We start from the raw sequence: 26,915 nt of genomic DNA, 5'->3' as shown, positions 1-26,915 counted from the left end.
GCATCGACGTGGCCCGTGTGACTCGCGGCGCATCGAACACCGATCGGGGTGAATTCAAAAAAATCCCCAGAAAGTGTTCAAGCAACCGTTTCACCCGTCCGATGGAGGTGTTGGAACTTCCCGGAGTGTGAAACGGAGTCAGTTGTGTCTGCACCTATGGCGAGCACCGCCCGCGGCGTGACCCGCGTGCTCCTCCTCGCCGACAGCCCCGTGCTGCGTCGCGGCCTCGTCAGCATGGTCAACGAGACCGCCGGCATGCAGTCCGTGGGCACGCCCGGTGAGCTGCGCCGGGCCCTCACCCTGGTCGAGACCGCCCGCCCCGACGCCGTCGTCGTGGAGCTGGGCGCCGGCCGGGCGGCCACCCTCAACGCCTGCCGCGACCTGCGCCGCCGGTTCCCCCGCGTGACCATCGTGGCGCTGGCGACCTCCGAGGACCCGGCCGTGGTCAACGAGGCCGTCGCGGCCGGCGTCCGGGGCTACCTGCTCCTCAACACCTCGCCGACCCTGCTGGGCTGGGCGATCCTGGCCGCCCGCGCCGGGCGGACCGTGGTCGACCCGCAGATCCGCCGGGTCGAGCCGTCGGCCGTGCCCGCCGGCAAGCCGTTCGTCCCCGAGGTCCCGCTGACCCGCCGCGAGCAGGACGTGCTCGACGAGCTCATCCAGGGCCAGTCCAACCGGCAGATCGGCCGCAACCTGTTCATCAGCGAGGACACCGTCAAGTCCCACGTCAAGGCCATCCTGCGCAAGCTGGGTGCCCGCGACCGGGCGCACGCGGTCTCCCTCGTCCTGTCGTCGCGCAACGGCGGCGGGGTGTGCACCTGCGGCGCGCACGCCCTGACCGCCACGCCGGAGACGGCCGACGCCGACGCCTGAAGCCCCCTCCTTGGGATCCGGACCGTCCGCCTCCTCGGCGGTCCGGCAGCACGGGCCGGTCCCCTCGGGGGGACCGGCCCGTGCCGTATGTCGGGGGAGGGTGTCCCGGCGCCGTCCTGTCGCCGGGGCGTCGTAGGGTCGGACGGCGATGGCTCTGCGTTCCGCTCCCGCCCGCTCCGCTTCCCCCGGGCCGGCCGCCGACGAGCGTGCCGACGCGTTGTGGGACATGGAGCGCCGCCTCCGCCGCCGCGGGTTCTCCGCGATCGCCGGCGCCGACGAGGCCGGCCGCGGCGCGTGCGCCGGCCCCCTCGTGGCCGCCGCGTGCGTCCTGCCGGCCGGCCGCCGCGGCCGGGTGCCGGGGCTGGCCGACTCCAAGCTGCTCACCGCCGCGGCGCGCGAGCGGGTGTACGCCGAGATCGTCGACCGCGCGGTCGCCTGGTCGGTCGTCGTCATCTCGGTGGAGGACCTCGACGCCCGCGGAATGCACGTGACCAACCTCGAGGCGCTGCGCCGCGCCGTCTGCGCCCTCGAGCCGGGCCCCGACTACGTCCTGACCGACGGCTTCCCGGTGCCGGGGCTGGCCCGGCCGACCCTCGCCGTCTGGAAGGGCGACCGCGTGGCGGCCTGCGTGGCGGCCGCGTCCGTGCTGGCCAAGGTGAGCCGGGACCGGATGATGCTCGAGCTGCACGAGAAGTTCCCCGAGTACGACTTCGCCGGTCACAAGGGCTACATCACCGACGTCCACAGCGCCGCCCTGGAGCGGCACGGGCCGTGTCCCGAGCACCGGATGCGGTTCGTCAACGTCGCCCGCGCCCGGGACTCGCACGCCGTGCGCACGCTCCAGCTGACCGGCCCGGCCGGGATGGTCGATGATGAGCCCATGAGTCCCGCGCCCGGAGATCTGCGATGAGCACCGAGGATCTCGAGAAGTACGAGACCGAGATGGAGCTGCAGCTCTATCGCGAGTACCGGGACATCGTCCGCCAGTTCACCTACGTGGTGGAGACCGAGCGGCGGTTCTACCTGGCCAACTCGGTCGACCTGCAGGTCCGGGAGGCCGGCGGCGAGGTGTTCTTCGAGCTGAAGCTCTCCGACGCCTGGGTGTGGGACATGTACCGGCCGGCCCGCTTCGTGCGCAACGTGCGCGTGCTGACGTTCAAGGACGTCAACGTCGAGGAGCTGGACAAGCCCGACCTCGAGCTGCCCTCGACCTAGTGCCGCGGCTGCGAACGTTGGCCCTTCCTGAGCCGCCTCGGGGGTTGGAGTCTCGCGTCGTCTGATCCTGTCTTCCCCACAGGAGATGCGAGATGGTGCATCGGGTGCAGGTCCGTGCCATCAGCGCTGACGAGGGCAACCGGCTGTTACGGATCGTGCGCCGGTCCAGCGGTTCGGTGGTGACCTGGCGGCGGGCGCAGATGGTGCTGCTCTCGGCGCAGGGCATGGATGCCGCGAAGATCGCCGAGGTGACGTTCACCAGCGTTGATCGGGTGCGCGACGTGCTGCACAACTTCAACGCCGACGGGTTCGACTCGCTCCGGCCGAAGTACGCCGGCGGGCGGCCACCGAAGTTCGACCTCGTGCAGCGGGCTCAGATCAAGAAGATCGCGCTGGGGCGGCCGGCCGATCACGGGCTGCCGTTCTCGACCTGGAGCCTGTCGAAGCTGGCCGACTTCCTGGTCGCCGAGGGGGTGGTTGAGGACATCTCCCACGAGGGGCTGCGCGTGCTGCTGCGCGAGCAGGGCGTCTCCTTTCCAGGCCATCAAGACCTGGAAGACCAGCACCGATCCTGACTACGAGGCGAAGAAGAACCGGGTGCTGGGGCTCTATGCCATCGCCGACGGCAAGGCCGCACCCGGCCCCGGCGACCCGACCGTGGTGATCTGCATGGACGAGTTCGGGCCGCTGAACCTGCAGCCGCATCCGGGCAGGCAGTGGGCGCCGATCGCGGCTGGCTCCGGCGATCAGGGGCGGCCGCGGCGACGTCGCCGGCGGGCCACCTACAAGCGCCCGAACGGGATCCGTCACCTGCTGGCCGGCTACGACCTCTCGACTGACCGGCTCTACGGGCACATCAGGCTGCGCAAGGACCGCACCCAGTTCCTGGCCTTCTGCCGCTACCTGCGCTCCCTGCACCCACCGCAGGTGCGGATCGCGATCGTGCTGGACAACTTCAGTCCCCACCGGTCGACCAAGACCGATCGGCGGGTCGGGGACTGGGCCGCGGCGAACAACGTCGAGCTGGCCTACGTGCCCTTCTACGGGTCCTGGCTGAACCGGATCGAGGCCCAGTTCACCGCGCTGCGCTACTTCGCCCTCGACGGCACCGACCATGACAGCCACCGAGCGCAGGCCAGCATGATCCGCCGCTACATCGCCTGGCGGAACCGCCACGTGACCGACCCCGCGCTCCGCAAGGTCGTCCGCCGAGCCGAGACGATCAAACGGGCGAAGGTTGCCTGACCAGGCACTAGCTCGCCGGCTGCAGCGCCGCCTTCTCGCGCAGCACCTCCTCGACCGTGCGCAGCGGTCCGAGGCCCAGCCGGTCGACCAGGTCCGCGGTCGTCCAGGCGCTCTCGGAGGTCGCCAGCAGCCGGTTGAGCCCCATGATCCCGGCCAGCGACGGCGCGACCCGCCCGAACAGCCGCTGGGGGATGGCGTAGGCGGTCGCCGGCACGCCGAGGACCCGGACGGGCCGGCCCAGCACCCGGGCGTAGATCGCCGCGACGTCGGACCAGCTCAGGATCTCGGGCCCGGCGAGGTCGACCGCCCCGGTGAGCTCGGGGTGGTCGACGGCCGCGGCGAGCGCACGGGCGGCGTCGTGGACGGAGAGGAAAGACTGCCGGGCCGACGCGGGGCCGGGGACGACCATCAGGCCGCGGCGCTCCACCGTGCGGCCGGTCAGTCGCCGGAAGCGGCGCAGGGTGGCGTACGGGCGCTGCAGTGTGGCCCGCGACTCGCCCCGCAGCGGCAGCTCGCTGCCGACCAGGGCGAGCCACACCTCGGTGAACGGCGGCATCCGCAGCGAGACCCACGACAGGGTGGACCCGGCGAGCAGGCGCTCGATCCGCCGCTTGGACGCCGCGATCGGCACGTGCTCGTCGAGCGCCGTCTCCGGCACGCTGGCGAGCGCGAACCGGGAGACGCCGGCGCGCTGGGCCCTCCTGATGAGCTCGCCGTAGCCGGTGTCCAGCGCGGCGGCGGTGTCGCCGGTGCGGGCGGGGGCCGCCACGTTCGCCGTCGCCACCACCGCCGTGACGCCGTCGAGCGCGGCGTCCAGCGTCTCCGGCCGGGTCAGGTCCGCCGTCGCCAGCTCGGCACCGGTCGCCGCGAGGTCCCGCGCGGTCGCCGGGTCGCGCACCATCGCCCGCACCGGCCGCCTGTGGTCGCGCAGCGCCCGCACGACGAGGCTGCCCAGCTGTCCGGTCGCACCCACGACGAGGATCATCGCCACCTCCTCGGCCCGCCCCCGCACCCTCGTCCACAGCCGCAGCGCCCGTCCACAGGTCGACGGAGGGACTTGAGGCGGCCGCGGCGCGCCGCGACGGTCGGGACGTGTCCACGACCTCTGACCTCGGCGTCCACGGCGAGTGGATCGCCGCCGCCTATCTGACCGACGCCGGCCTGCGCGTCCTCGACCGCAACTGGCGCTGCCGGGAAGGCGAGCTCGACATCGTGGCGCGCGAGGGCTCCGCCCTGGTGTTCTGCGAGGTGAAGACCCGGCGCGGCACCGGCTTCGGCCACCCGGTCGAGGCGGTGACGGCGGTCAAGCAGCGCCGGCTGCGCACCCTCGCGCAGCGCTGGCTCGCCGCGCACGACGAGCACGCGCCCGACCTGCGCTTCGACGTCGTCGGTGTGCTCGTCCGCCCCGACCGGCCGGCGCTGGTCACCCACCTGCGCGGGGCGTTCTCGTGACGCTCGCCCGGACCTGGTCGGTCGGCCTGGTCGGTGTGCACGGCGCGATGGTCGAGATCGAGGTGGACCTGTCCTCGGCCGTGCCGCAGGTGATCCTCGTCGGGCTCCCGGACGCCGTGGTCCGCCAGTCGGTCGACCGGGTCCGCGCCGCGATCACCAACGCCGGGGCCGCCTGGCCGCAACGGCGGATCACCATCGGCCTCTCGCCGGCGTCGATGCCCAAACAGGGCAGCGGGTTCGATCTCGCCCTGGCCGCGGCCGTGCTCGCCGCGGCGGGGACGGTGCCGCCGGCCGCGGTCGAGGAGCTCGTGCTGCTGGGCGAGCTGGGGCTCGACGGCTCGGTCCGCGGGATCCGCGGGGTGCTGCCCGCCGTGCTCGCGGCCGCGCGGGCCGGTCACGCACAGGTCGTCGTCCCGCCGGCGAACGCCGACGAGGCCGCGCTGGCGGGCGGTATCGAGGTGCTGGCCCCGCCCACGCTCGCCGCCCTCGTGGACCACCTGACCGGGGGCGAGCGGCTGGCGCCGCACGTCCGCGGGCCGGTGCCGCCGCCGAATCCCGGTCCGGACCTCGGCGACGTCATGGGCCAGACGGCGGGCCGACGAGCGGTCGAGGTGGCGGCGGCCGGCGGCCACCATCTGTACCTGACCGGACCACCCGGCGCCGGCAAGACGATGCTCGCCGAGCGGCTGCCCGGTCTGCTGCCGCCCCTGGACGACGAGGCCGCGCTCGAGGTGACCGCGATCCACTCGATCGCCGGCACGCTGCCGCCCGGGGCGCCGCTGATCACCCGGCCCACCTTCGAGTCACCGCACCACTCCGCCAGCCTCGCCTCCCTGGTCGGCGGCGGCTCCGGGCACATCCGGCCGGGCGCGGTCTGCCGGGCGCACCGTGGGGTGCTCTTCCTCGACGAGGCGCCGGAGTTCCCCCGGGCCGTCCTCGACACGCTGCGCCAGCCGCTGGAGAAGGGGCAGGTGACCATCCAGCGGGTGTCGGGGGCCGCGACGTTCCCGTGCCGGGCGCAGCTCGTGCTGGCCGCCAATCCGTGTCCCTGCGCCAGCGCGGCCGGTGACGCCGCATGCACCTGCAGCGCCCTGGAGCGGCGGCGCTACCAGTCCCGCCTCTCCGGTCCGCTGCTGGACCGCATCGACCTGCGGGTCGACCTGCCGCCCGTCACCCGGGCGGCCTGGCTGGACGGGCTCGGCACCCCGGAGCCGACGGCGACCGTCGCGGTCCGGGTCGCCGCGGCGCGCGCCGTCGCCGCGGAGCGGCTGCGGGGGAGTGGCCTCACCCTCAACGCGCACGTCCCCGGCCGCCTCCTGCGCGAGCGCTGGCCGATCCCGCGAGCGTCGCTGGCGCTGGTCGAGCGGGCGCTGGAGCGGGGCGCGATCTCCGTGCGCGGCTTCGACCGCGTGCTGCGCGTGGCCTGGACCCTGGCCGATCTGGCGGGGCGGACGGTGCCCGGTGCCGACGAAGTGGCCGAGGCCCTCGGCATGCGGCTGCAGCGGGCGGCGGCATGAGCCTCGACGAGGACCTGGTGTCCGGCGAGGCGATGCCGGTCGTGCGGCGCGCTCGGGCATGGCTGAGCCGGGCGGTGGAGCCGGGCACGATCGACTTCTGGCGGTTCGTCGACCGGCTCGGACCGGTCGAGGCCGTGCGGCAGATCCGTGCGGGCGTGGCGCCGGCCCGGATCCTCGGGCTGGTCGGGGCGCGGGCCGGGCAGGACCAGAGCCTGGAGGACCTGCGCCGCGCCGAGCGCTGCGGCGCGCGGCTGGTCGTGCCCGAGGACGACGAGTGGCCGGCCTTCCCGCTGCACTCGCTGACCCTCGCCACCGCCGAGGAGCCCGATGACCCGCGGCGCCAGTCCCCGCGCACACTCGCCCCGGTGCCGCCGCTGGCGTTGTGGGTGCGCGGCCCGGCTCGCCTCGACGGGCTGGCCGACCGGTCGGTGGCGATCGTGGGGTCGCGCGCGTCGACCGCCTACGGCGAGCACGTGGCCGGCGAGTTCGGCTACCAGCTGGCCGAGCGCGGGTGGACGGTCGTCTCCGGCGGCGCCTTCGGCATCGATGCCGCCGCGCACCGCGGCGCGCTGGCCGCGGACGGGCCGACGATCGCCGTCCTGGCCTGCGGGGTCGACCGGCCCTACCCGGCCGGCAACGGCGCCCTGCTCAACCGGATCGCCGGCAGCGGGCTGCTGGTCAGCGAGTGGCCGCCGGGCGCCGCGCCGCACCAGCACCGCTTCCTGGTGCGCAACCGGCTCATCGCCGGGCTCACCCGCGGCACGGTGGTGGTCGAGGCCGCCGCCCGGTCGGGCGCGGTGGCCACGGCCAACCGGGCGAAGAAGCTGGGCAGGCTGGTCATGGCGGTGCCCGGGCCGGTGACGAGCGCGATGTCGGTCGGCTGCCACGAGCTGCTGCGGGGCACCGCCGAGGAGTCCGGTGCGCAGCTGGTCGCCTCGGCCGGGCACGTCCTGGACACGGTCGGCGGCCTGGGGGTCGACCTCGCCGCGCCGGCGGAGCGGCCGGCGAGCGCACGCGACGGGCTCTCCGATGTCGCGGTCCGGGTGCTGGACGCCTGCCCGGTGCGGATCGGCGTCCCGCCCGAGCGGCTGGCCTCGATCGCGGGCTGCGACGTCCTCGACGTCCTCCGGGTGCTCCCGGCCCTGGAGCTGGCCGAGCTCGTGCAGTGGACGGGCACCGGCTGGCGGCTCACCCCACCACCGAAGACCCCCGCGACGGCCTGGTGAGGTGGTGCGCGCGAGTCGATTGCGGGCAACCGGTCGGCGCGGCGCCTTGACGGTGCACGCGGCTCGTCGGACGGTTCCCCCGTGGCCGGGTCGACTGCGGAGGCACGGGCGGGACTGCCTCCGGCGCTCGCCGATGCCCTGGACGGGTTCGAGGAGCATCTGCGCGCCTCGCGCGACCTGTCCGCGCACACCGTCCGCGGCTATGTCGGCGACGTCGTCCGGCTGCTGGACCACCTCACCCGCCGCGGCGGCGCCACGGTCGCCGACCTCGACCTCGCGACGCTGCGCAGCTGGCTGGCCAAGGGACGCACCACCGGGCACAGCCGGGCCACCACCGCCCGCTCCGCCGCCGCCGCCCGCTCGTTCACCGCGTGGCTGCGGCGCTCCGGCCGGACCAACGAGGACGTCGGCCTGCGGCTGGTGAGCCCCAAGGCGCACCGCACGCTGCCCGACGTCCTCGCCCCCGATCAGGCGCGGGCGGTGCTGGAGACCACCGCCGCCGCCGACGAGCCGGCCGCCCTGCGCGACGCCGTCGTCCTGGAGCTGCTCTACGCCAGCGGCATCCGGGTGAGCGAGCTGGTCGGGCTGGACGTCGACGACGTCGACCGGGGCCGCCGGCTGCTGCGGGTGCTCGGCAAGGGCCGCAAGGAGCGCAGCGTCCCCTACGGCGTCCCGGCGGAGGCGGCGATCGACGCCTGGCTCACCCGCGGCCGTCCGGCGCTGGTCACGGCCGACTCCGGCCCGGCGCTGCTGCTCGGCGTCCGCGGCCGCCGGCTGGACCCGCGGGAGGCGCGGCGCGTCGTGCACAGCGCCGTCCGGGCCGCCCCCGGGGCCCCGGACATCGGCCCCCACGGGTTGCGGCACTCGGCCGCGACGCATGTGCTGGAGGGCGGCGCCGACCTGCGCTCGGTCCAGGAGCTGTTGGGCCACGCTAGCCTCGCGACGACCCAGATCTACACGCACGTGACGGTCGAGCGGCTCCGCGCGGTCCACGCCCAAGCGCATCCGAGAGCCTGAGGACGGTCGAGTGCGAGACCCACGGGGAACAGACCCGACCGACGTACTGGCAGCGAGCACCACCGAGGAGCAGGACCGTGCCTGAGGCGACCATCGAGCTGGACGAGCACAGCGAGGACGCCGACGCCGCGCTGGCCGATCTGTGGGGGCGCTACGTCACCGACCGCGCCCCCGAGCTGCGCGACCGGCTGATCCTCCACTACGCGCCGCTGGTGAAGTACGTCGCCGGCCGCGTCGGCAGCGGCCTGCCCGCGCACGTCGAGCAGGCCGACCTGGTCTCGTACGGCACGTTCGGGCTGATCGACGCGATCACCCGCTACGAGCCGACCCGCGAGGTCAAGTTCGAGAGCTACGCGATGGCGCGCATCCGCGGCGCGATCATCGACGAGCTGCGCAGCACCGACTGGATCCCGCGCTCGGTGCGCATGAAGGCGCGGCAGTTCGAGCGGGCCGTGGCCGGGCTGGAGAGCCGGCTGCAGCGGACGCCGACCGACGAAGAGGTCGCCGACGAGATGGACATGGACGTCGAGGACGTCCGCAAGTTCCTCGGTCAGCTGTCCCTGGTCAACGTCGTCGCCCTCGACGAGCTGCTCACCGACGACGACGGCGGCGCGCCCCGCCTGGTCGACACCCTGCAGGACTCCACCGCGCTGGACCCGCAGGCCATGGCCGAGCACGGGGAGGCCCGCCAGTTGCTCGCCCGCGCCGTCGAGCAGCTGCCCGAGCGGGAGAAGGTCGTCGTGAGCCTCTACTACTTCGAGGGCCTGACCCTGGCCGACATCGGCCGGGTCCTCGGCGTCACCGAGAGCCGGATCTGCCAGCTGCACACCAAGGCGGTGCTGCACCTGCGGACCAAGCTCGCCGACATCGCCTGACGATGGGCCTCAGGGACGTCGTCGGCGGCGGCGCGCAGGCCGTGCCGGTGCCGCTGGAGGAGGGCGAGACCGAGCTCGACCGCGTGGTCGCCGCGGTGCACCCGGGCACCCTCTCCTCGATCCCCGGCGACCTCGTGCTCACCACGTCCCGGCTGGTGTTCACGCCGTTGCCGGGGGGCAAGCAGCCCCAGCTCGTCGCCTGGCGCATCACGAAGGGCCGCAGCCGGACGAAGGCGCCCGACGGCCTGGCCGCCGTCCGCGCCGGTGCCTCGCCGGGCCTGATGCGCCCGCCGACGCTGCTGCTCACGACCGGCGACGGCACCAGGTGGGAGCTCGGCGTCCTCGCCGGCCGCCGCAAGGCCAACCGCTCGCCGGACAACGCCGCGGCCCGGGACCGCCTGGTCGAGGCGATCCAGCGCCGCCTGGCCGACTGACGCGGCTCAGCCGGCGGCCAGGAGCTCCCGGAGCGTCCGGCGGGACTGCGCGGCGAGCGCCGGGTTCGTGTCGCGGTAGTACGGCAGGGCGATCACCGCGACCGACAGCGCCCAGCCGCGGCCGCGCACCCACGTCGCGTCGTCCACCCCGAGCGCCGTCCGGTAGCGCTCGCGGGACGGCCCCGAGAACAGGTTCCACGCGACCAGCAGGTCCACCGCCGGGACGCCGACGTTCAGCGCCCCGAAGTCGAGGACGGCGCTGAGCCGGCCGTCGACGAGCAGCAGGTTGCCGGGAGCGAGGTCGCCGTGCACCCACACCGGCGGTGCGTCCCGGGCCGGGGCGGCCAGCGCGTCGTCCCAGATCACGGTGGCGGCGGCGGTGTCGATCTCGCCGGCGAGGGCGGCGATCGCTGCCCTCGTCGCGGCGTCCCGGTCGGCGAGCGGCCCACCGCGGCCGCCCGGCGCCGGTCGGTCGTCGCCCACGTCGATCCGGTGCAGCGCGCCGACGAACCCGGCCAGCTCCACCGCCGTCCGGTCGGGATCCCGCACGCGGTCGGGGGCGGCCTCCGACCCCGACAGCCACCGGTACACCGACCACGGCCACGGGTAGCCGGCGTCCGGCGCGCCTGCGGCCACCGGCGCCGGGATCGGCAACGGCAGCTGCGGCGCGAACCGGCGCATCCGGCGGTGCTCCTCCTCGACGTCGACCACCGCCCAGCCGATCCGCGGCAGCCGCACGACCAGGTCCTCGCCGAGCCGGTAGAGCGCGTGGTCCGTCCCCGAGGACGGCACGGGCCGGCCCGGCAGCTCCGACCACCGCGGGAACTGGTGGGCGAGCAGCCGCCGAACCAGGTCGACGTCGGTCTCCACCTCGCCGGCGTGCATGCGCCGTACGCCCATCCCACCTCCGCAGTCGAACGAGCAGAACCGGCGCGCGGATGCGTTGTCCACCGGATCACGGCGGCGGGAGAGTGGCGCATGGCCCCACCGCCTCGCACGGACGACGTCGAGCGCTGCGACGTGCTCGTCGTCGGCGCCGGTCCGACCGGGTTGACGCTCGCCGCCCAGCTGCAGGCCTTCGGCGTCTCGTTCGCGCTGGTCGACGCCGCGGCCGACCGGGTGCACGAATCGCGCGCGCTGGCGGTGCAGCCGCGCACCCTCGAGGTGCTCCGGCCGTTCGGGATCGGCGACGAGCTCGTCGCCCGCGGCAACCGCGGCGTCCGCCTGCGCCTCACCGCCGGCGGACGCGCGACGCACGTCCCCCTGTTCGACATCGGCGCCGAGGACACCGCCTATCCGTTCCTGCTCTTCCTCTCCCAGGCCGAGACCGAAGCGCTGCTCGCCGAGCACGTGGCAGGGCAGGGCGTCGCGATCCAGCGGCGCGTCGCCCTCGAGGACGTCCGCGAGGACGGCGACCGGATGACCTGCACGCTTCGCGGACCCGATGGCACGCAGCGCCGGCTCGCCGTCCGCTACCTCGTCGGCTGCGACGGCGCGCGCAGCACCGTCCGGGAGCGGGCGGGCATCCCGTTCACCGGCGGCCGCTACCCGCAGACGTTCGTCCTGGCCGACCTGGCGGCCGACGGCCTCGAGCCCGGCGCCGTCAACGCCTACGTCGCGCCCGAGGGACCGTTCCTGTTCTTCCCGCTCGGCTCGCCGGCGCCGTGGCGGCTGATCACCCTCCTGCCGCCGGGGCAGGCGCGGGACGGAATCGAGCTCGCCGAGATCCAGCGGCTCGCCGACGTCGCGACCGGCGGCCGCGTGCGGCTGCACGACCCCGTCTGGATCAGCGTCTTCCACGTCTCCCACCGCGGCGCGGCCCACTACCGCTCCGGCGGGATGTTCCTCGCCGGCGACGCCGCCCACGTGCACAGCCCCGCCGGCGGCCAGGGCATGAACACCGGCATCCAGGACGCGGTCAACCTGGGCTGGAAGCTGGGCCTGGTCTGCCGCGGGGCGGCACCGGACGCCCTGCTGGACTCCTACGACGCCGAGCGGCGGCCGGTCGGCGAGTACGTGCTCCGCTTCACCGACCGGGCGTTCACCGCGGCCACCTCGGGCAGCGCGGCGGCCCGCGTCGTCCGGGCGCGGGTCGTGCCCCGCCTGCTGCCCGCCGCGCTCCGGTTGCGGCCGGTCCGCCGGCTGGCCTTCCGCACGGTGTCGCAGCTCGGCATCCGCTACCGCCGCAGCCCGGCGGTCGTCCCGGCGTCGGCGGGGCCGCGCGGTCCGCGACCCGGCGACCGGCTGCCCGACGTCCGGGTCGACCGTGCCGGGCAGCAGCTCTGGTTGTCCGAGGCGCTGGCCGTGCCCGCGTTCTCCCTCCTCCTCCACGGCCCGCACGACGAGCCGGCCGACGAGGCCGCCGCGCAGCTGCGTGCCGACACGGCGCCATGGCTGGTCGTGCACCGGCTCGTGCCCGGTGGTGGCGGCCGGTCGCCGGCCGACGCGGACCTCGTCGACGTCACCGGGGCGGGGCGGCGGCGCCTGGGCCTGCGGGGGAGCGGCTGGCTGCTCGTGCGACCGGACGGGCACGTCGCCGCCCGCGCCGAGGGCACCGACCTGAGCGGCGCCCGGGCCTACACCGACCGGTGGCTGGCGGCGGCGCCTCCGCGGCGCACCAGCGCCTCCACCGGGCCGGTCAGGAACAGCAGCAGCAGCGCCCAGTAGTTCACGGCCGGGACCAGCGTGCCCAGCACCAGCGCGACGAGGAGCACGGCCGGACTCACCAGCGACGGGCCGCGGGCAGCCGCGGGTTCGTCCGTGTCGCGGCGCAGCGCCGGCCGGCGCCGGACCAGCAGGCTGATCGCGGACAGGAAGCAGGAGTTCAGCGTGATGGTCCCGATGTAGATCGCCACGGCGAGGCGCTCGATGCCGTAGCGGCCGGTGACCTGCGTGGCGAACGGCAGCAGGATGACGGTGAGGATCCAGCCGAGGTTCAGCAGGACGAACGCCCGGTCGTAGGCGCCCACCCGCTCGAGGAGCTGGTGGTGGGCGAGCCACAGCCGGGCGATCACGGCGAAGCTGAGGAAGAACGCGCCGAACTGGCCGGCCTCGTCGGCCAGCAGGCTGCCGAGCTCCTCCTGCGGACCGATCCCGTCGAGACCTCCACCAGCGGCAGGACCAGCAGGGTGATGGCGATGGCGACGACGGCGTCGAGGAAGGTGACGAACCTGTCGAGCCCGCGTTCGGTGCGCACCGGCGCAGGCTAGGGACGCCGGCCCTCCCCGTCAGCTCGCCGGACCGCTGGCCAGCGTGACGTCGGCCGTGTGCGTCGCCCCGGCGGCGTCGGTCCAGGTCACCGATTCCGTGTCGCCGGGGTCGTAGCCGGCGAGCGCGGTGGTCAGGTCGTCGGCGGACCCGATCGCCGTCCCGCCGACGGCGGTGACGACGTCGCCGGCCGCGAGCCCGGCCTGCTGCGCCGGTCCGCCGGAGACCACCCCCGCGACCGCGGCGCCGGTCGCGCCGGCCGGGGTCACCGAGACGCCGAGGAACGCGGGGTAGCCCTGATCGATCGTCGCCGACTCCACGCCGCTGACGATCTGCTCGGCGATCGAGAGCGCCGAGTCGATCGGGATCGCGTACCCGACGACGTCGCCGCCGGAGGAGGCCGCGGTGTCCATGCCGATGATCTCGCCGGAGGCGGTGTCGTAGAGCGGCCCGCCGGAGTCGCCGGCCTGGACGTCGGCGTCGGTCTCGATCAGGCCGCTCAGCTGCTCGGCGTTGCCGCCGGTCTCGTCGGTCGCGGTGATCGACTGGTCCACCGCGGTCACGGTGCCGCTGACCGCGCTCGGCGTCCCACCCGTGCCCCCGGCGTTGCCCACCGCGGTGACCGCGTCCCCGACGGCGGCGGCCTCGTCGCCGAAGTCGGCGACCTGCAGCCCCGAGACGCCGCTGAGCTGCAGCACCGCGACGTCGTCGGTGGCGTCGGTGCCGACGACGCCGAGCTGCTGGTCGTCCGTCACCTCCGTCGTCGCCGCCGTGGCGCCGCCGGCCGAACCGCCGCCGTCCGAGCCGCCGAACCCGAACGACCCCGAGGGCCAACGGTCGCCGGGCACCGTCGGCACGGTGTCCGCGGCCGTCCCGGCCCCCACCACCGTCGTCGCGCCCGCCGTCCCGACGCCCACGAGGACCGCGGTGGTGACGCCGACGGCGCCCAGCGCCCCGGCCACCGCCAGCGCTCTGCGGCGGCGCGGCGGCGGACCGGCCGGAGCCGGGGGGAGCGGGTGCACGACGAGAGGATCGGGGTTCTCGGTCACGGTCCCAGTGGAGGACGGCCGGTGATCAGGACGCTGTGGGGCCGCGGGGAAATGCCTGAGAGTGCCGGCTCACCCCCACGGCAGCAGCCGCACCCGGACCGGCCGAAGCAGCCCGAGCGGGTCGAGGTAGGTCTCGCCGCGGCGCACGCCCCAGTGCAGGCAGGCCGCGGCAGGGCAGCCGGCGTGCCCGGCCAGCAGCGTGCCGAGCGGGGAGCCCCGCGCCACCGCCTGGCCCGCGGCGACCGACGGGTCCACCGGCTCGTACGTCGTCCGCAGACCGCCCGGGTGGTCGACGCTCACCACCGGCCGCCCGGCGACCATCCCGGCGAAGGCCACCACACCGTCGCCCGCCGCGAGCACCGGCGCCCCCGGGGCGGCCGCGAGGTCCACGCCGCGGTGACCGGGGCCGAACGGGCCGGCGGGCGCCTCGAACGGCCGGGTGACCTCGGGCGTCCCGGCCAGCGGCCACGACCAGGCCGCGGCCGGCGCGGGGAGGGCGGGCTCCGGCGCCGCCTCCGCGGGCACGGGCACGAGCAGGGCGAGGCCGGCGACGGCGGCGAGCAGCAGGCGAAGGAGCACGGCGCCCACGGTGCCGCTCAGGGGTGCCCGAGAAGGCCGCGGCCGGCCGGCTGTGGACGGTTCCCGCGCCCGGGAAGGCCGCCTCCCCGCAGCGGGTATGCTGGTCGGTGCGATCCGTCTCGGGCGGGTCGACTTCGCGCGTTCTCCTCCCGCCGCACGGCGGGGCAAGCGCCACCTCGGTCCCGTCGGGCAACCGCCGGGCTGTGGTGCTGCCGGACGCCAGGGCGGGCGCCACCCGGTGCCCGCGTCAACCGAACAGCGCGGCCCCCGGGCCCGCGCGCCAGACAGAAAGGCTGCACGGCATGGCAGTCGTCAGCATGAAGCAGCTGCTCGACAGCGGCGTCCACTTCGGGCACCAGACCCGCCGCTGGAACCCCAAGATGAAGCGGTTCATCTTCACCGAGCGCAACGGCATCTACATCATCGACCTGCAGCAGACGCTCGGGTACATCGACCAGGCCTACGAGTTCGTCAAGCAGACCGTGGCCCACGGCGGCTCGATCATGTTCGTCGGGACCAAGCGCCAGGCGCAGGAGGTCATCGCCGAGCAGGCACAGCGCGTCGGCATGCCCTTCGTCAACCAGCGCTGGCTGGGCGGCATGCTCACCAACTTCCAGACCGTCCACAAGCGGCTCCAGCGGCTCAAGGAGCTCGAGGACATGGAGCAGACCGGCGTGATGGCCGGCCTGTCGAAGAAGGAGCAGCTGGGCCTGACCCGCGAGAAGGCCAAGCTGGAGCGCTCGCTCGGCGGCATCCGCGACATGCAGAAGGTGCCCAGCGCCATCTGGGTCGTGGACACCAAGAAGGAGCACATCGCCGTCGGCGAGGCCCGCAAGCTGGGCATCCCGGTCGTCGCGATCCTGGACACCAACTGCGACCCGGACGAGGTCGACTACAAGATCCCGGGCAACGACGACGCCATCCGCAGCGCCGCCCTGCTCACCCGCGTGATCGCCGACGCGGTCGCCGACGGCCTGATGGCCCGCTCGGCCGCGCAGGCCAACGCCGGCCGTGAGGACGGCGGCGAGCAGGCCATCGGCGGCGACGAGCCGCTGGCCGACTGGGAGCGCGAGCTGCTGACCGGCCAGCAGGGCGCCGAGGCGACCCCGCTGCCCGAGACCCCGGCCGAGCCGCCGGCCGTCACCGCCACCGAGGTCGCCCCGGTCGAGGGTGTGCCCGCCACCGGCGACACCGCGACCGGCACCCAGGGCGCTCAGAACGGCTGAGCCGCCGACGCCGCTCCCGCCTTGCCGGGAGCGGCGTCGCGGCACGCCCGCATCCCCTCGCACTCGCACCACCACACCCCAGAGGAAGTGACATGCCCGCCTTCACCGCAGCCGACGTCAAGCGCCTCCGCGACGCCACCGGCGCCGGCATGATGGACGCCAAGAAGGCCCTGACCGAGGCCGATGGCGAGTACGACAAGGCGATCGAGCTGCTGCGCATCAAGGGCGCCAAGGACGTCGGCAAGCGCCTCGAGCGCTCCACCACCAACGGCGTCGTCGTCAGCAAGGGCGGCGCGCTGCTCGAGCTCGACTGCGAGACCGACTTCGTCGCGAAGAACGCCGACTTCGTCGCCCTCGCCCAGCGCCTGCTCGAGATCGCGATCGAGCAGAGCCCGGCCGACGTGGCGGCCCTGCTGGCCACCGAGGTCGACGGCCAGACCGTCGAGAAGCTGATCGAGGCCGAGTCGGCCCGCATCGGCGAGAAGCTGGTCCTCTCGCGGTTCGCCCTCTTCGAGGGCCCGACCGCGGTGTACCTGCACAAGCGCGCCACCGACCTGCCCCCGGCCATCGGTGTCGCGGTGCAGTACCGCGGCGGCAGCGAGGACGCCGCGCGCAGCCTGGCGATGCACATCGCCGCCGCGCGCCCGCGCTACCTCAGCCGCGACGAGGTCCCGGCCGAGGCGGTCGAGACCGAGCGCCGCGTCGCCGAGCAGACGGCCAAGGAGGAGGGCAAGCCCGAGCAGGCGATCGTCAAGATCGTCGAGGGTCGGGTCAACGCCTACTACAAGGACTTCGTCCTGCTCGAGCAGCCGTCGATCACCGAGCCCAAGCGCACCGTGAAGCAGATCCTGGACGAGGCCGGCCTGACGGTCGACCGCTTCGCCCGCTTCGAGGTCGGCCAGGCCTGAACCCGGCCGCCCGCGCTCGTGACACCGGCCCCGTTCCTCGCCCGAGGGACGGGGCCGGTGTCACGTGCGGCAGGATCATCGAGAACAGACATCGAGCGAGGGATGAGCAGTTGACCGATACCGCCGAGTCCACCTCCGCCGCGGTTCCGTTGTCCGCCCCCAGCGCCTTCGCCCCCGCCGACGTCCGGGGCTACAAGCGGGTGCTGCTCAAGCTCTCCGGTGAGGCCTTCGGCGGCGGCAAGGTCGGCGTCGACTCCGCCATCGTGCAGAGCATCGCCCACCAGCTGGCCGAGGTGGTCCACGGCGGGACCCAGGTGGCCGTCGTGGTCGGTGGGGGCAACTTCTTCCGCGGCGCGGAGCTGGAGCAGGCCGGCATGGACCGCCGGCACGCCGACTACATGGGCATGCTGGGCACGGTCATGAACTGCCTGGCCCTGCAGGCCTTCTGCGAGCAGGTCGGCCTGCAGACCCGGGTCCAGACCGCGATCACGATGGGCCAGGTCGCCGAGCCCTACATCCCGCGCAAGGCGGTGCGGCACCTGGAGAAGGGCCGGCTGGTCATCTTCGGCGCCGGCGCCGGCATGCCGTACTTCTCGACCGACACGGTGGCCGCGCAGCGGGCGCTGGAGATCGGCTGCCAGGTGCTGCTGATGGCCAAGAACGGGGTGGACGGCGTGTACGACGACGACCCGCGCACCAACCCGGACGCCCGCATGTACCACGACCTGGAGTACGCGACCGTGCTGGCCAAGCAGCTGAAGGTGGCCGACGCGACGGCCATCAGCCTCTGCATGGACAACAGCATGCCGATCGTCGTCTTCAACCTGCTGCAGGACGGCAACATCGCCCGCGCCGTCGCAGGTGAGAGGATCGGGACGCTGATCAGCCAGCCGACCTGAGCGGCGGGCGGCCGGCACCTTTGGAGACGAGACCCGGCGGAACGAGCCGCCGGCAGGAGGAGAGACCCGTGATCGACGACACCCTGCTCGACGCCGAGGAGCGGATGGACAAGGCTCTGTCGGTCGCGCGCGAGGACCTCGGTTCGGTGCGCACGGGCCGCGCGGCCCCGTCGATGTTCAACAAGATCCTCGTCGACTACTACGGCACCCCGACCCCGGTGCCGCAGATGTCCTCCATCACCGTCCCCGAGGCGCGCATGGCGGTCATCAAGGCCTACGACAACAGCCAGCTGTCGGCGATCGAGAAGGCCATCCGCGACAGCGACCTCGGCGTGAACCCGACCAACGACGGCCAGATCATCCGCGTGGTCTTCCCGCAGCTCACCGAGGAGCGCCGGCGCGACCTGGTGAAGATGGCCCGGGCCAAGGGCGAGGACGCCAAGGTCGCGATCCGCAACGTGCGCCGCCGCTCCAAGGAGGAGCTCGACCGCATCGCCAAGGACGGCGAGGCCGGTGAGGACGACGTGCGGCGCGCGGAGAAGGAGCTCGACGACCTGACCAACCGGCACGTCCACCAGATCGACGAGGCGGTCAAGCACAAGGAGAGCGAGCTGCTCGAGGTCTGAGGCTGTTCCGGACCTCCTCCCATGAGCACTCCCTCCGCCGGCGGACCGCGACCGCGCGACCCGGGGACCGTCGAGCTGCCCGCGGCGCAGCCGGCCCGCGCGCCGCTGCACGACGACACCGGGCCGATCCCGATCGTCGGGGCCCGGCCGGCTCCGCCGCCGCCACCGTCCCCGCCGCCCCCGCCGCCGCGCCCGCCCGTCGCCGTCCCCGAGGAGCAGGACACGCAGGACGAGGAGGCGGCGCCGCCGCCGCGGAAGAGCCGGGCCGGGCGCGACCTCGGCGCGGCGATCGGCGTCGGCGTCGGCCTCGGCGCGGTCATCGTCGTCTCGCTGCTGGTGTACCGGCCGGCGTTCCTGCTGGTCCTGCTCGCTGCGGTGCTGGTCGGCGTCGTGGAGCTGACCCGTGCGCTGGAGGCCGGGGACTTCCGGCCGCCGCTGGTGCCGGTCGTCGTCGGCGCGGTGGCGATGACGGCGCTGGCCTGGACCCGCGGGCCCAGCGGCCTGGTCGTCGGCTTCCTCCTGACCGTGCTCGCCGTCGTCGTGTGGCGGCTGGCCGACGGGCCGGGGGACTACCTGCGCGACACCGCCGCCGGCGTGCTCGTCGCGCTCTACGTGCCGTTCCTCGCCGGGTTCGCCGTCCTGCTGCTGGTCCCGGACGACGGCGTCGCGCGGGTGCTGATCTTCATCGCCACCGTCGTCTGCAGCGACGTCGGCGGGTACGCGGCCGGCGTGCTGCTCGGCAAGCACCCGATGGCGCCGTCGATCAGCCCCAAGAAGTCGTGGGAGGGCATGGCCGGGTCGATCGTCGCCTGCGTCGTCCTGGCCACCCTGGTGCTCACCTTCACCTTCCACGCCCCGTGGTGGACCGGCCTGGTCTTCGGGCCGGCGATCGCGGTGTCGGCGACCATCGGCGACCTGGGGGAGTCGCTGATCAAGCGCGACCTCGGGATCAAGGACATGGGCAACCTGCTGCCCGGGCACGGCGGGATCATGGACCGGCTGGACTCGCTGCTGCCGTCGGCGGCGCTGGCCTACCTGCTCCTGTCGACGTTCGCGCCCGTCTGAGATGAGCGCACCGACCTCGGCGACCGGCGACCCGGGCCCGACGGAGTGGGGATCGTCGGTCGGCGTCGGCCCGTGGCCCGGACCGTGGCCGGAGGACCCGCGCTACGACCCGGAGCTGCTCGCGCACGGCGACCGGCGCAACGTCGCCGATCGCTACCGGTACTGGACGGTCGAGGCGATCGTCGCCGACCTCGACCTCCGCCGGCACCCGTTCCACGTCGCGATCGAGAACTTCGGCCACGACCTCAACATCGGGACCGTCGTCCGGACGGCGAACGCCTTCCTGGCCGCCGAGGTGCACGTCGTCGGGCGCCGTCGCTGGAACCGACGCGGGGCGATGGTGACCGACCGCTACCAGCACCTGCGCCACCACGCGGACGTCGCCGGCCTCGCCGCGTACGCCGCCGACGAGGGGCTGACCCTGGTCGCCGTCGACAACGGTCCCGGGGCCCTGCCGCTCGAGACGGCGGAGCTGCCGGAGCGGTGCGTGCTGCTCTTCGGTCAGGAGGGGCCCGGGCTGACGCCGGAGGCGCGCGCGGCGGCCGCGGTGACCGTCTCCATCGCGCAGTTCGGCTCCACGCGGTCGATCAACGCCGGCGTCGCCGCGGGGATCGCCATGCACTCCTGGATCCGGCAGCACGCCGACCTGGGCGCGGGGCGCGGGCTCAGCTGAGCGGCGGGTCGGGGTCGATGCCGCGGGCTTTCAGCGCCGACTCCACCGCGTCGCACACGGTGCGGACGACGGCCACCCGCGCCCACCGCTTGTCCTCCGCGGCGATGACGTGCCACGGCGCGGCCGGGGTGTCGGTGCGCTCGAGCATGTCCTCGACGGCTGCCTCGTAGTCATCCCGCTTGGCCCGGTTCCGCCAGTCCTCGTCGGTGAGCTTCCAGGCCCGGTACGGGTCGTCGCGCCGGGACTCGAAGCGGCGCAGCTGCTCCTCCGGCGACAGGTGCAGCCAGAACTTGACGATGATCATGCCCTCGGCGGCCAGGGAGTCCTCCAGATCGGAGATCTCGCGGTACGCCCGGCGCCAGTCCTCCTCGGGCGCGAAGCCCTCCACCCGCTCGACCAGCACGCGGCCGTACCAGGTGCGGTCGAACACGGCCATGCCGCCCCAGCCAGGTAGTGCCGGCCAGAACCGCCACAGGAAGTGGTGCCGCTTCTCGTCGTAGGTCGGGGCGGAGAACTGCCGCACCCGCACGTGCCGGGGGTCGAGGCGCTCGGTCAGCCGTTTGATCGCCCCGCCCTTGCCGGAGGCGTCCCACCCCTCGAAGAGCACGAGCAGCGGCGGCCCGAGCTCACCCGGGCCGATCTGCCCGCCCAGGAGCAGCCGCAGGTGCACCAGGCGCTTCTGCGCGACCTTGAGCTGCTTGGCCTCCTTGTCCTTCGACAGCCGCAGCGACAGGTCGACCTCGGTGAGCCGGCTCATGTGCCGAGCTTGGCGGCTGACTCCCGGTCGCGCCTCCGGGAGTCCGCGCCCGTCGTCCGGCACCATGTTCCGGCTGCGTTCTGTTAGCGGGGGATGACGTTGAGTGGCTGACAGGGAGTGAGCAGCAGTGACACGTGAGGACGACGAGGCACCGGACCTGGCGGAGACGCCGGCGATCGATGCTGCCGTGCTGGATGGCGCGGCCGACGAGGACGACGCGCGTCCGCGCTCGGACCTGTGGGACGAGCTCTGGGTGCCCGGCTGGGTGAGTGACGACGAGCCGGTGGACGACGAGCCGGTGGACGACGAGCCGGTGGACGACGAGCCGGTGGCCGCGGAGGACGCTCCGGACGACGCCGCGGAGCCGGCTGACGAGGCGCCCACCGCGGAGCCGCCGACCATCGAGCCGCCTGCGCTCGCGCCGGCCGTCGCGGTCGCGCCGACCGTCGTCGCGGCGCCCGTGCTGCCGCGGGTCGTGGTGCGCGCCCGTGTGCGGCCGCGGCGCCGCGCGGGGCTCGCGATCGTGGCCGGCCTGCTCGCCGCGGGCGGGATCGCCGGCGCCGCGCTGCTGGCCACCTCCTCGGGCTCGGTCCCCGCGGCCGAGGTGCGGTCGTCGCCGGCGGAGGTCACCACCCCGGCCCGTACGTCCTCTCCCACCGCACGGTCGGCCGTCGGCGCGGACGCCTGGGTGGCGCCGACGGAGACCCCGGCCCCGACGACCGCCGCCGAGACCCCGGCGACGTCCGCCCCGGTGCGCGAGCGGCCCCACACGACCGCGGCTCCCGCACCCGCGACGCCCCCGGCCCCGGCCCCGCCACCGGCACCAGCACCGGCACCGCCGTTGCTCCCGCTGCCGCAGGTCGTCGTCCCACCGGTGTCGCCGCCGGCGCCGGACGTCGTCCCGCCGGCGGATGATCCCCAGGACACCCCGGACCCGTCCGGCGACACCGGGCAGCCGACCGATCCGGGCGACGATCCGACCCCGAGCCCGACCGCGAGCCCGACGCCGACCGGCTCGACCGACGAGACGGCCCCGGGCGAGGGGGACGGCGCGGGGACCGCGCCGGAGGGGACCGAAGCGGTGACGACCACGACCGCGGAGCCGACCGAGCAGGACCCCGGGGGTGTGGCCGGCGCCCGGAGGCAGTGATCTGACCCGCATGCGGACCCGGGCAAGACCGGGCGGTGGGACCATGGAGCACGCCATGACTGCCCTGCCCCTCGTCTTCGACGCCCCCCGCCGCGGCAAGCCGCCCCGGCACCTCGCCGATCTGACCCGCGAGGAGGCGCGCGCGGCCGTCACCGAGCTGGGGCAGCCGGCCTTCCGCGCCGACCAGCTCGCGCGGCACTTCTACCGGGGGATCACCGACCCGGCGCAGATGACCGACCTGCCCGCCGCCGCCCGCGGCGACCTCGCCGAGGCGCTGCTGCCGGGTCTGCTGACGCCGGTCCGCCACCTGTCGGCCGACGGCGGCCGCACCCGCAAGACGCTCTGGCGGCTGCACGACGGCGCGCTGGTCGAGAGCGTGCTCATGCGCTACCCGGACCGCGCGACCGTGTGCATCTCCAGCCAGGCCGGCTGCGGCATGGCCTGCCCCTTCTGCGCGACCGGCCAGCAGGGCCTGACCCGCAACCTGTCGGCGGCCGAGATCATCGGCCAGGCGGTCGCGGCCGCCGCGGCCATGGCCAACGGCGAGATCCCCGGCGGCCCGGGCCGGCTGTCGAACGTCGTCTTCATGGGCATGGGCGAGCCGCTGGCCAACTACCCGCGGGTGCGCAAGACGCTGGACGCGCTGCTCACCCCGGCGCCGCACGGCCTCGGGCTCTCGCAGCGCTCCGTCACCGTGTCCACGGTCGGCCTCGTGCCGGGCATCCGCCGGCTCACCGAGGAGGACCTGCACGTCACCCTCGCGGTGAGCCTGCACGCCCCCGACGACGAGCTGCGCGACACCCTCGTGCCGATCAACACGCGCTGGAAGGTGCAGGAGGTCGTCGACGCCGCCGACGCCTACGCCGCGCGTACCGGCCGCCGGTACTCCGTCGAGTACGCCCTGATCCGCGACGTCAACGACCAGCCCGAGCGCGCCGACCTGCTCGGCCGGCTGCTGAAGAACCGCCTGGCGCACGTCAACCTCATCCCGCTCAACCCCACGCCGGGCAGCCCCTGGGACGCCAGCCCGCTGCCCGCCCAGCGCGAGTTCGTGGCCCGGCTGCGGGCCGCCGGGGTGGCGACGACGGTGCGCGACACCCGCGGCCAGGACATCGACGGCGCCTGCGGCCAGCTCGCCGCGGCCGACCGGGTGGACGGCGTCCCCGCCGTCGCCGTCCCGGCGCCGTCCCTGGAGCCGCCGGTCGAACTGGGCGCGGAAGCCGACCAGTGAGTGAGGAGACCCTCCCCGCCGAGGCGCACGGGCACACCCACTCCGACGTCTCGGGCGGGTGGCTGCGGGCCGCCGTGTTCGGCGCGATGGACGGCCTGGTCAGCAACACGGCGCTGGTCGCCGGCGTCGGCGGCGGCCGGGTCTCGGCGCACGCGATCGTGCTCACCGGGGTTGCGGGCCTGATCGCCGGCGCCATCTCCATGGCGCTCGGCGAGTACACCTCGGTCAAGACGCAGAACGAGCAGCTCGACCTCGAGGTGGAGCGGGAGCGCGCGGAGATGGAGCGCAACCCTCGGGGGGAGATCGCCGAGCTCGCCCAGATGATGGTCGACCGCGGCGTCGACCCCGAGTTGGCGGCCGAGACGGCGGAGCAGCTGCACCGTGACCGGGAGGCGGCGCTGCGGCTGCACATCGTCGCCGAGGTCGGGCTGAGCCCGGCGGACAAGCCCTCGCCCCGGACCGCGGCGCTCTCCTCGCTGGTGACCTTCTCGGTCGGCGCGGTCTTCCCGCTGCTGCCCTACCTGTTCGGCCTGCCGCTGCTGTGGGTCGCGCTGCTCTCCGGCGGGATCGGCCTGTTCGTCGCCGGCTGCCTGTCCGCGCGGTTCACCCCGCGCCCGTGGTGGTACGCGGGGCTGCGCCAGCTGCTGTTCGGCGCCGTGGCGGCCGGGGCCACCTACCTCATCGGGACGGCGATCGGCACCACCGCCGGCTGAGCGCTACTTGGAGCGCCAGGCGTTCTTCCGGCGGATCCGGTCGAACAGGAAGATGACCACCATCAGCGCGGCGAGCGAGATCAGCCAGATGTTCTCGACGTTGCCCTTGTGGTTGCCGACCAGGTAGGCGAGCAGCACCAGGGGTGCGATCCACCAGGTGCGCCGTCCCCACTTGCCCATCTCGCCGTGCCAGCCCCAGTCCTCGGGGCGCTCGTGCTCGACGGGGTGCTCCCCGTGCCGGACGAGGGCCTCCTCGCGGCCGGGCTGGTTCACGCGCTCGGTCGCCGGGTTGTGCTGACGCGATTCCTGGACCACGGCCGTCATCTTGCCAGCCGGGGCGCACCGGAAACCGGTGGGGACGGCGCGGCGTGCCGTCGGGGAGGATTCTCCCCGTGAGCGACGCGCGCGAGGTCACTGTCCTGGGCTCGACCGGCTCGATCGGCCGGCAGGCGATCCAGGTGGCGCAGCAGAATCCCGACCGGCTGCGGATCACCGCGCTGGCCGCCGGCGGTGGGGACGTCGCGCTCCTGGCCGAGCAGGCGCTGAGCCTCGGCGTCCGCACCGTCGCGGTCGCCCGCGCCACCGCCGCCCAGGACCTCCAGCTGGCCTTCTACGCCGCCGCCCAGCAGCGGGGCTGGGCGAAGGGCGAGTACGCGCTGCCCGAGATCCTCGCCGGGCCGCGCGCGGCCGAGGAGCTGGCGTCGCGGCCGGTGGACGTCGTCCTCAACGGGATCACCGGGTCCATCGGTCTCGGCCCCACCCTGTCGGCACTCGGCGCCGGGAACACCGTCGCGCTCGCGAACAAGGAGTCGCTGGTCGCCGGCGGAGACCTGGTCACCGCGGCGGCCGAGCCCGGCCAGCTGGTGCCGGTCGACTCCGAGCACTCCGCTCTGGCGCAGTGCCTGCGCGGCGGGCACAGGAGCGAGGTGGCGCGGTTGGTGCTCACCGCCAGCGGGGGGCCGTTCCGCGGCCGCAGCGCCGCCGAGCTCGAGGGGGTCACCGTCGAGGACGCCCTGGCCCACCCCACCTGGGACATGGGGCCGGTCGTCACGATCAACTCGGCCACGCTCATGAACAAGGGCCTGGAGCTCATCGAGGCGCACCTGCTCTTCGGCGTCCCGTACGCCGACATCGACGTCGTCGTGCACCCGCAGTCGATCGTGCACTCGATGGTCACCTTCGCTGACGGCGCGACGATCGCCCAGGCCAGCCCGCCGGACATGCGGCTGCCGATCGCGCTGGCCCTCGCCTGGCCCGACCGGCTGCCCGACGTCCAGCCGGCGCTGGACTGGTCGGCGGCGAGCAGCTGGGACTTCTACCCCCTCGACACCGACGCCTTCCCCGCCGTGGCGCTGGCCCGCCGGGCCGGGGAGGCGGGCGGCGTGGTGCCCGCGATGTTCAACGCGGCGAACGAGGAGGCGGTGGCCGCTTTCCTGGCGAGGAAGCTCGCGTTCTCAGCCATCGTGCAGGTTGTCACGCGTACCCTCGACGCGGCGCCGGAGCTCGGCGCACCCACGTGCGTGGATGACGTGCTGGCCGCGGAGAAGTGGGCCCGGGAGCACGCCCGCGCCGCCATCGCCGGAGGATGACCTGTCCGCTCTGCTGACCGTTCTGGGGATCGTCGCCTTCGCGCTCGGCCTGCTGTTCTCCATCGGCTTCCACGAGTACGGCCACTTCTTCTGGGCGCGGAAGTTCGGCATGCGGGTGCCGCAGTTCATGGTCGGCTTCGGCCCGACGGTGTTCTCGCGGCGCAGGGGCGAGACCGAGTACGGCGTCAAGGCGGTGCCCCTCGGCGGCTACATCCGCATCGTCGGCATGATCCCGCCGGCCGAGGAGGGCGAGAGCAAGCGCGCCACCCGGATGCGCAAGTTCATCGCCGAGGTCCGCGGCCAGGCGCTCCACGACATCCGCCCCGGTGACGAGGGCCGCGTCTTCTACGCCAAGCCCTGGTGGCAGCGGGTCATCGTCATGTTCGCTGGCCCGTTCCACAACCTCGTGCTCGCGGTCGTGTTCTTCACCGTCGTCCTCACCGCCGTGGGCACCAACGTCTTCACGACGACGCTCTCCAGCGTCCCGGCCTGCGTGCTGCCCGCGGGTGCGGAGACGGCGGCCGACGACAACGCCTGCGACGAGCCGATCCTCACCGGGGGCGCCGACGTCGGGCAGAAGTGCAGCCTCGGGACGGCGGACTGCGCGCTGCCGGCCGAGAGCCCCGCGGCCGCGGCCGGCCTGCGCCCCGGCGACACGATCGTCGGGATCGGCGGCCGCCCGCTGGAGACCGACGCCTTCGACAGCTGGACGACGGTCCAGGAGGCGATCCGCAGCTCCCCGGGCGAGGACGTCGTCCTGACCGTCGAGCGGGACGGCGACCGGCGCGACGTCACCGTGACGCCGATCGAGAACACCGTCTACGTCGAGGCCGGCAGCGCCGACACGACGACGGCCGGCTTCCTCGGCGTGAGCCCCACGCCCGGGTTCGCCCGCCAGTCGATCGGCGACGTGCCGGGCTACTTCGGCATGGTGATCACGCAGTCGGTCCAGAAGCTGGTGCAGATCCCCGAGCGCATCCCGCAGGTGTTCCGCGCGGCGTTCCTCGGCGAGGAGCGGGACCCGAACGGCCCGATCGGCGTCGTCGGGGTCGGCCGGATCTCGGGCGAGGTGTTCGCCGAGCAGAACTTCAGCGGCATCCAGAAGGTCAGCCTGTTCCTCAGCCTGCTGGCCTCGATCAACCTGGTGCTGTTCCTGTTCAACCTGCTGCCGATCTACCCGCTCGACGGCGGGCACATCGCGGGGGCGCTCTACGAGAAGGCGCGGGCCACCGTGGCCCGGGTGCGCGGCCGGCCCGACCCGGGCCCGTTCGACATCGCGCGGCTGATGCCGGTGGCCTACCTGGTGGCCGGCGTCTTCCTCGTGCTGTCGGCGCTGCTGCTCGTCGCCGACGTCGTCAACCCGATCACCATCGGCTAGCGCAGCAGCTC

General features: G+C 74.4%; 29 protein-coding genes and 1 pseudogene. 23 read left to right on the top strand and 7 right to left on the bottom strand.

Features of this window, described 5'->3' with window-relative positions:
• Window positions 1-177 precede the first annotated feature (177 nt).
• The 5 genes from AB3388_RS21275 to AB3388_RS21255 all read left to right on the top strand — a co-directional run bounded on the left by AB3388_RS21275 (window position 178) and on the right by AB3388_RS21255 (window position 3,333).
• Window positions 178-873: a LuxR C-terminal-related transcriptional regulator gene (locus AB3388_RS21275; RefSeq protein ID WP_495407312.1), complete on the top strand. Its 696-nt coding sequence runs from the start codon at window positions 178-180 to the stop codon at window positions 871-873.
• Window positions 874-1,021: 148 nt separating this feature from the next.
• Complete coding sequence (locus AB3388_RS21270) at window positions 1,022-1,783, top strand: ribonuclease HII (protein ID WP_495407311.1); 762 nt, start codon at window positions 1,022-1,024, stop codon at window positions 1,781-1,783.
• Entirely contained in the window at window positions 1,780-2,088 is a 309-nt protein-coding gene (locus AB3388_RS21265) for a DUF2469 domain-containing protein (RefSeq protein ID WP_495407310.1), read from the top strand. Before AB3388_RS21270 ends, AB3388_RS21265 begins: the two co-directional genes overlap by 4 nt.
• A gap of 104 nt (window positions 2,089-2,192) precedes the next feature.
• Window positions 2,193-2,663, top strand: coding sequence for a helix-turn-helix domain-containing protein (locus AB3388_RS21260; RefSeq protein ID WP_495406634.1), 471 nt, complete (start codon window positions 2,193-2,195; stop codon window positions 2,661-2,663).
• Between the two features lie 22 nt (window positions 2,664-2,685).
• Window positions 2,686-3,333 carry a transposase gene (locus tag AB3388_RS21255; RefSeq protein WP_495406635.1) on the top strand — a complete coding sequence of 216 codons (648 nt, stop codon included), beginning with the start codon at window positions 2,686-2,688 and terminating at the stop codon, window positions 3,331-3,333.
• A gap of 7 nt (window positions 3,334-3,340) precedes the next feature.
• Here AB3388_RS21255 and AB3388_RS21250 read toward each other — a convergent pair whose 3' ends face one another.
• Window positions 3,341-4,318, bottom strand: a complete 978-nt coding sequence (locus AB3388_RS21250) for an SDR family oxidoreductase (RefSeq protein ID WP_495407309.1) — start codon at window positions 4,316-4,318, stop codon at window positions 3,341-3,343.
• A 107-nt stretch (window positions 4,319-4,425) separates the two neighbouring features.
• On the opposite strand from AB3388_RS21250, the gene AB3388_RS21245 reads away from it, so the two are divergent.
• The 6 genes from AB3388_RS21245 (at window position 4,426) to AB3388_RS21220 (ending at window position 9,854) form a co-directional block, all read left to right on the top strand.
• Window positions 4,426-4,785, top strand: a complete 360-nt coding sequence (locus tag AB3388_RS21245; RefSeq protein WP_495407308.1) for a YraN family protein — start codon at window positions 4,426-4,428, stop codon at window positions 4,783-4,785.
• A complete protein-coding gene (locus AB3388_RS21240) occupies window positions 4,782-6,302 on the top strand; it encodes a YifB family Mg chelatase-like AAA ATPase (RefSeq protein ID WP_495407307.1) in 1,521 nt (506 codons plus the stop codon). Before AB3388_RS21245 ends, AB3388_RS21240 begins: the two co-directional genes overlap by 4 nt.
• Window positions 6,299-7,528, top strand: coding sequence for a DNA-processing protein DprA (dprA, locus tag AB3388_RS21235; protein WP_495407306.1), 1,230 nt, complete (start codon window positions 6,299-6,301; stop codon window positions 7,526-7,528). Before AB3388_RS21240 ends, dprA begins: the two co-directional genes overlap by 4 nt.
• Before the next feature lie 81 nt (window positions 7,529-7,609).
• On the top strand, window positions 7,610-8,545 hold the full coding sequence (locus AB3388_RS21230; protein WP_495407305.1) for a tyrosine recombinase XerC: 936 nt from the start codon (window positions 7,610-7,612) through the stop codon (window positions 8,543-8,545).
• Window positions 8,546-8,622: 77 nt separating this feature from the next.
• Window positions 8,623-9,420 carry an RNA polymerase sigma factor WhiG gene (whiG, locus tag AB3388_RS21225; protein WP_495407304.1) on the top strand — a complete coding sequence of 266 codons (798 nt, stop codon included), beginning with the start codon at window positions 8,623-8,625 and terminating at the stop codon, window positions 9,418-9,420.
• A gap of 2 nt (window positions 9,421-9,422) precedes the next feature.
• Window positions 9,423-9,854, top strand: coding sequence for a hypothetical protein (locus AB3388_RS21220; protein WP_495407303.1), 432 nt, complete (start codon window positions 9,423-9,425; stop codon window positions 9,852-9,854).
• A gap of 6 nt (window positions 9,855-9,860) precedes the next feature.
• Here the strand turns inward: AB3388_RS21220 and AB3388_RS21215 are convergent, their stop codons facing one another.
• Window positions 9,861-10,754, bottom strand: a complete 894-nt coding sequence (locus AB3388_RS21215) for an aminoglycoside phosphotransferase family protein (RefSeq protein ID WP_495407302.1) — start codon at window positions 10,752-10,754, stop codon at window positions 9,861-9,863.
• 78 nt (window positions 10,755-10,832) lie between these two features.
• Between AB3388_RS21215 and AB3388_RS21210 the strand changes: the two genes are divergently transcribed.
• Window positions 10,833-12,521 carry an FAD-dependent monooxygenase gene (locus AB3388_RS21210; protein ID WP_495407301.1) on the top strand — a complete coding sequence of 563 codons (1,689 nt, stop codon included), beginning with the start codon at window positions 10,833-10,835 and terminating at the stop codon, window positions 12,519-12,521.
• On the opposite strand, the pseudogene AB3388_RS21205 reads toward AB3388_RS21210, so the two are convergent.
• The 3 genes and pseudogenes from AB3388_RS21205 to AB3388_RS21195 all read right to left on the bottom strand — a co-directional run bounded on the left by AB3388_RS21205 (window position 12,431) and on the right by AB3388_RS21195 (window position 14,689).
• Window positions 12,431-13,050 (bottom strand): annotated as a pseudogene (locus tag AB3388_RS21205) (TMEM175 family protein). The gene AB3388_RS21210 and the pseudogene AB3388_RS21205 sit on opposite strands and share 91 nt — an antisense overlap.
• A gap of 31 nt (window positions 13,051-13,081) precedes the next feature.
• The gene (locus tag AB3388_RS21200; RefSeq protein ID WP_495407300.1) at window positions 13,082-14,110 is read right to left on the bottom strand and encodes a S1C family serine protease; all 1,029 of its coding nucleotides are present in this window, start codon (window positions 14,108-14,110) and stop codon (window positions 13,082-13,084) included.
• 69 nt (window positions 14,111-14,179) lie between these two features.
• On the bottom strand, window positions 14,180-14,689 hold the full coding sequence (locus AB3388_RS21195; protein WP_495407299.1) for a murein hydrolase activator EnvC family protein: 510 nt from the start codon (window positions 14,687-14,689) through the stop codon (window positions 14,180-14,182).
• 302 nt (window positions 14,690-14,991) lie between these two features.
• On the opposite strand from AB3388_RS21195, the gene rpsB reads away from it, so the two are divergent.
• The 6 genes from rpsB to AB3388_RS21165 all read left to right on the top strand — a co-directional run bounded on the left by rpsB (window position 14,992) and on the right by AB3388_RS21165 (window position 20,086).
• Entirely contained in the window at window positions 14,992-15,915 is a 924-nt protein-coding gene (gene rpsB / locus AB3388_RS21190; RefSeq protein ID WP_495407298.1) for a 30S ribosomal protein S2, read from the top strand.
• Window positions 15,916-16,007: 92 nt separating this feature from the next.
• Window positions 16,008-16,823, top strand: a complete 816-nt coding sequence (tsf, locus tag AB3388_RS21185) for a translation elongation factor Ts (RefSeq protein WP_495407297.1) — start codon at window positions 16,008-16,010, stop codon at window positions 16,821-16,823.
• Window positions 16,824-16,933: 110 nt separating this feature from the next.
• A complete protein-coding gene (pyrH, locus tag AB3388_RS21180; RefSeq protein ID WP_495407296.1) occupies window positions 16,934-17,722 on the top strand; it encodes a UMP kinase in 789 nt (262 codons plus the stop codon).
• A 68-nt stretch (window positions 17,723-17,790) separates the two neighbouring features.
• Entirely contained in the window at window positions 17,791-18,348 is a 558-nt protein-coding gene (frr, locus tag AB3388_RS21175) for a ribosome recycling factor (RefSeq protein WP_495407295.1), read from the top strand.
• A gap of 21 nt (window positions 18,349-18,369) precedes the next feature.
• Window positions 18,370-19,413: a phosphatidate cytidylyltransferase gene (locus AB3388_RS21170; RefSeq protein ID WP_495407294.1), complete on the top strand. Its 1,044-nt coding sequence runs from the start codon at window positions 18,370-18,372 to the stop codon at window positions 19,411-19,413.
• Window position 19,414: 1 nt separating this feature from the next.
• Window positions 19,415-20,086 carry a TrmH family RNA methyltransferase gene (locus tag AB3388_RS21165; RefSeq protein ID WP_495407293.1) on the top strand — a complete coding sequence of 224 codons (672 nt, stop codon included), beginning with the start codon at window positions 19,415-19,417 and terminating at the stop codon, window positions 20,084-20,086.
• On the opposite strand, the gene AB3388_RS21160 is transcribed toward AB3388_RS21165, so the two are convergent.
• The gene (locus AB3388_RS21160; RefSeq protein ID WP_495407292.1) at window positions 20,079-20,843 is read right to left on the bottom strand and encodes a polyphosphate kinase 2 family protein; all 765 of its coding nucleotides are present in this window, start codon (window positions 20,841-20,843) and stop codon (window positions 20,079-20,081) included. The two genes, AB3388_RS21165 and AB3388_RS21160, sit on opposite strands and share 8 nt — an antisense overlap.
• 127 nt (window positions 20,844-20,970) lie before the next feature.
• Here AB3388_RS21160 and AB3388_RS21155 point away from each other — a divergent pair, with 127 nt between their 5' ends.
• The 3 genes from AB3388_RS21155 to AB3388_RS21145 are packed head-to-tail and all read left to right on the top strand — an operon-like array spanning window position 20,971 to window position 23,937.
• A complete protein-coding gene (locus AB3388_RS21155; RefSeq protein WP_495407291.1) occupies window positions 20,971-21,993 on the top strand; it encodes a hypothetical protein in 1,023 nt (340 codons plus the stop codon).
• A gap of 55 nt (window positions 21,994-22,048) precedes the next feature.
• The gene (rlmN, locus tag AB3388_RS21150) at window positions 22,049-23,224 is read left to right on the top strand and encodes a dual-specificity RNA methyltransferase RlmN (RefSeq protein ID WP_495407290.1); all 1,176 of its coding nucleotides are present in this window, start codon (window positions 22,049-22,051) and stop codon (window positions 23,222-23,224) included.
• On the top strand, window positions 23,221-23,937 hold the full coding sequence (locus tag AB3388_RS21145; protein WP_495407289.1) for a VIT1/CCC1 transporter family protein: 717 nt from the start codon (window positions 23,221-23,223) through the stop codon (window positions 23,935-23,937). The genes rlmN and AB3388_RS21145 overlap by 4 nt, the downstream gene beginning before the upstream one ends.
• A gap of 3 nt (window positions 23,938-23,940) precedes the next feature.
• Here the strand turns inward: AB3388_RS21145 and AB3388_RS21140 are convergent, their stop codons facing one another.
• Window positions 23,941-24,261, bottom strand: a complete 321-nt coding sequence (locus tag AB3388_RS21140; protein ID WP_495407288.1) for a DUF2631 domain-containing protein — start codon at window positions 24,259-24,261, stop codon at window positions 23,941-23,943.
• Window positions 24,262-24,329: 68 nt separating this feature from the next.
• On the opposite strand from AB3388_RS21140, the gene dxr reads away from it, so the two are divergent.
• Together dxr and AB3388_RS21130 are read left to right on the top strand one after the other, a co-directional pair.
• Window positions 24,330-25,526 carry a 1-deoxy-D-xylulose-5-phosphate reductoisomerase gene (dxr, locus tag AB3388_RS21135; RefSeq protein ID WP_495407287.1) on the top strand — a complete coding sequence of 399 codons (1,197 nt, stop codon included), beginning with the start codon at window positions 24,330-24,332 and terminating at the stop codon, window positions 25,524-25,526.
• Window positions 25,462-26,904 carry a M50 family metallopeptidase gene (locus tag AB3388_RS21130; protein ID WP_495407286.1) on the top strand — a complete coding sequence of 481 codons (1,443 nt, stop codon included), beginning with the start codon at window positions 25,462-25,464 and terminating at the stop codon, window positions 26,902-26,904. The genes dxr and AB3388_RS21130 overlap by 65 nt, the downstream gene beginning before the upstream one ends.
• The last annotated feature ends 11 nt before the right edge of the window (window positions 26,905-26,915 follow it).

Source organism: Geodermatophilus sp. SMS 5-13 (assembly GCF_059428245.1).
Note: the sequence above shows the minus strand (reverse complement) of the source record. Positions and strands in the feature narration are given on the sequence as shown.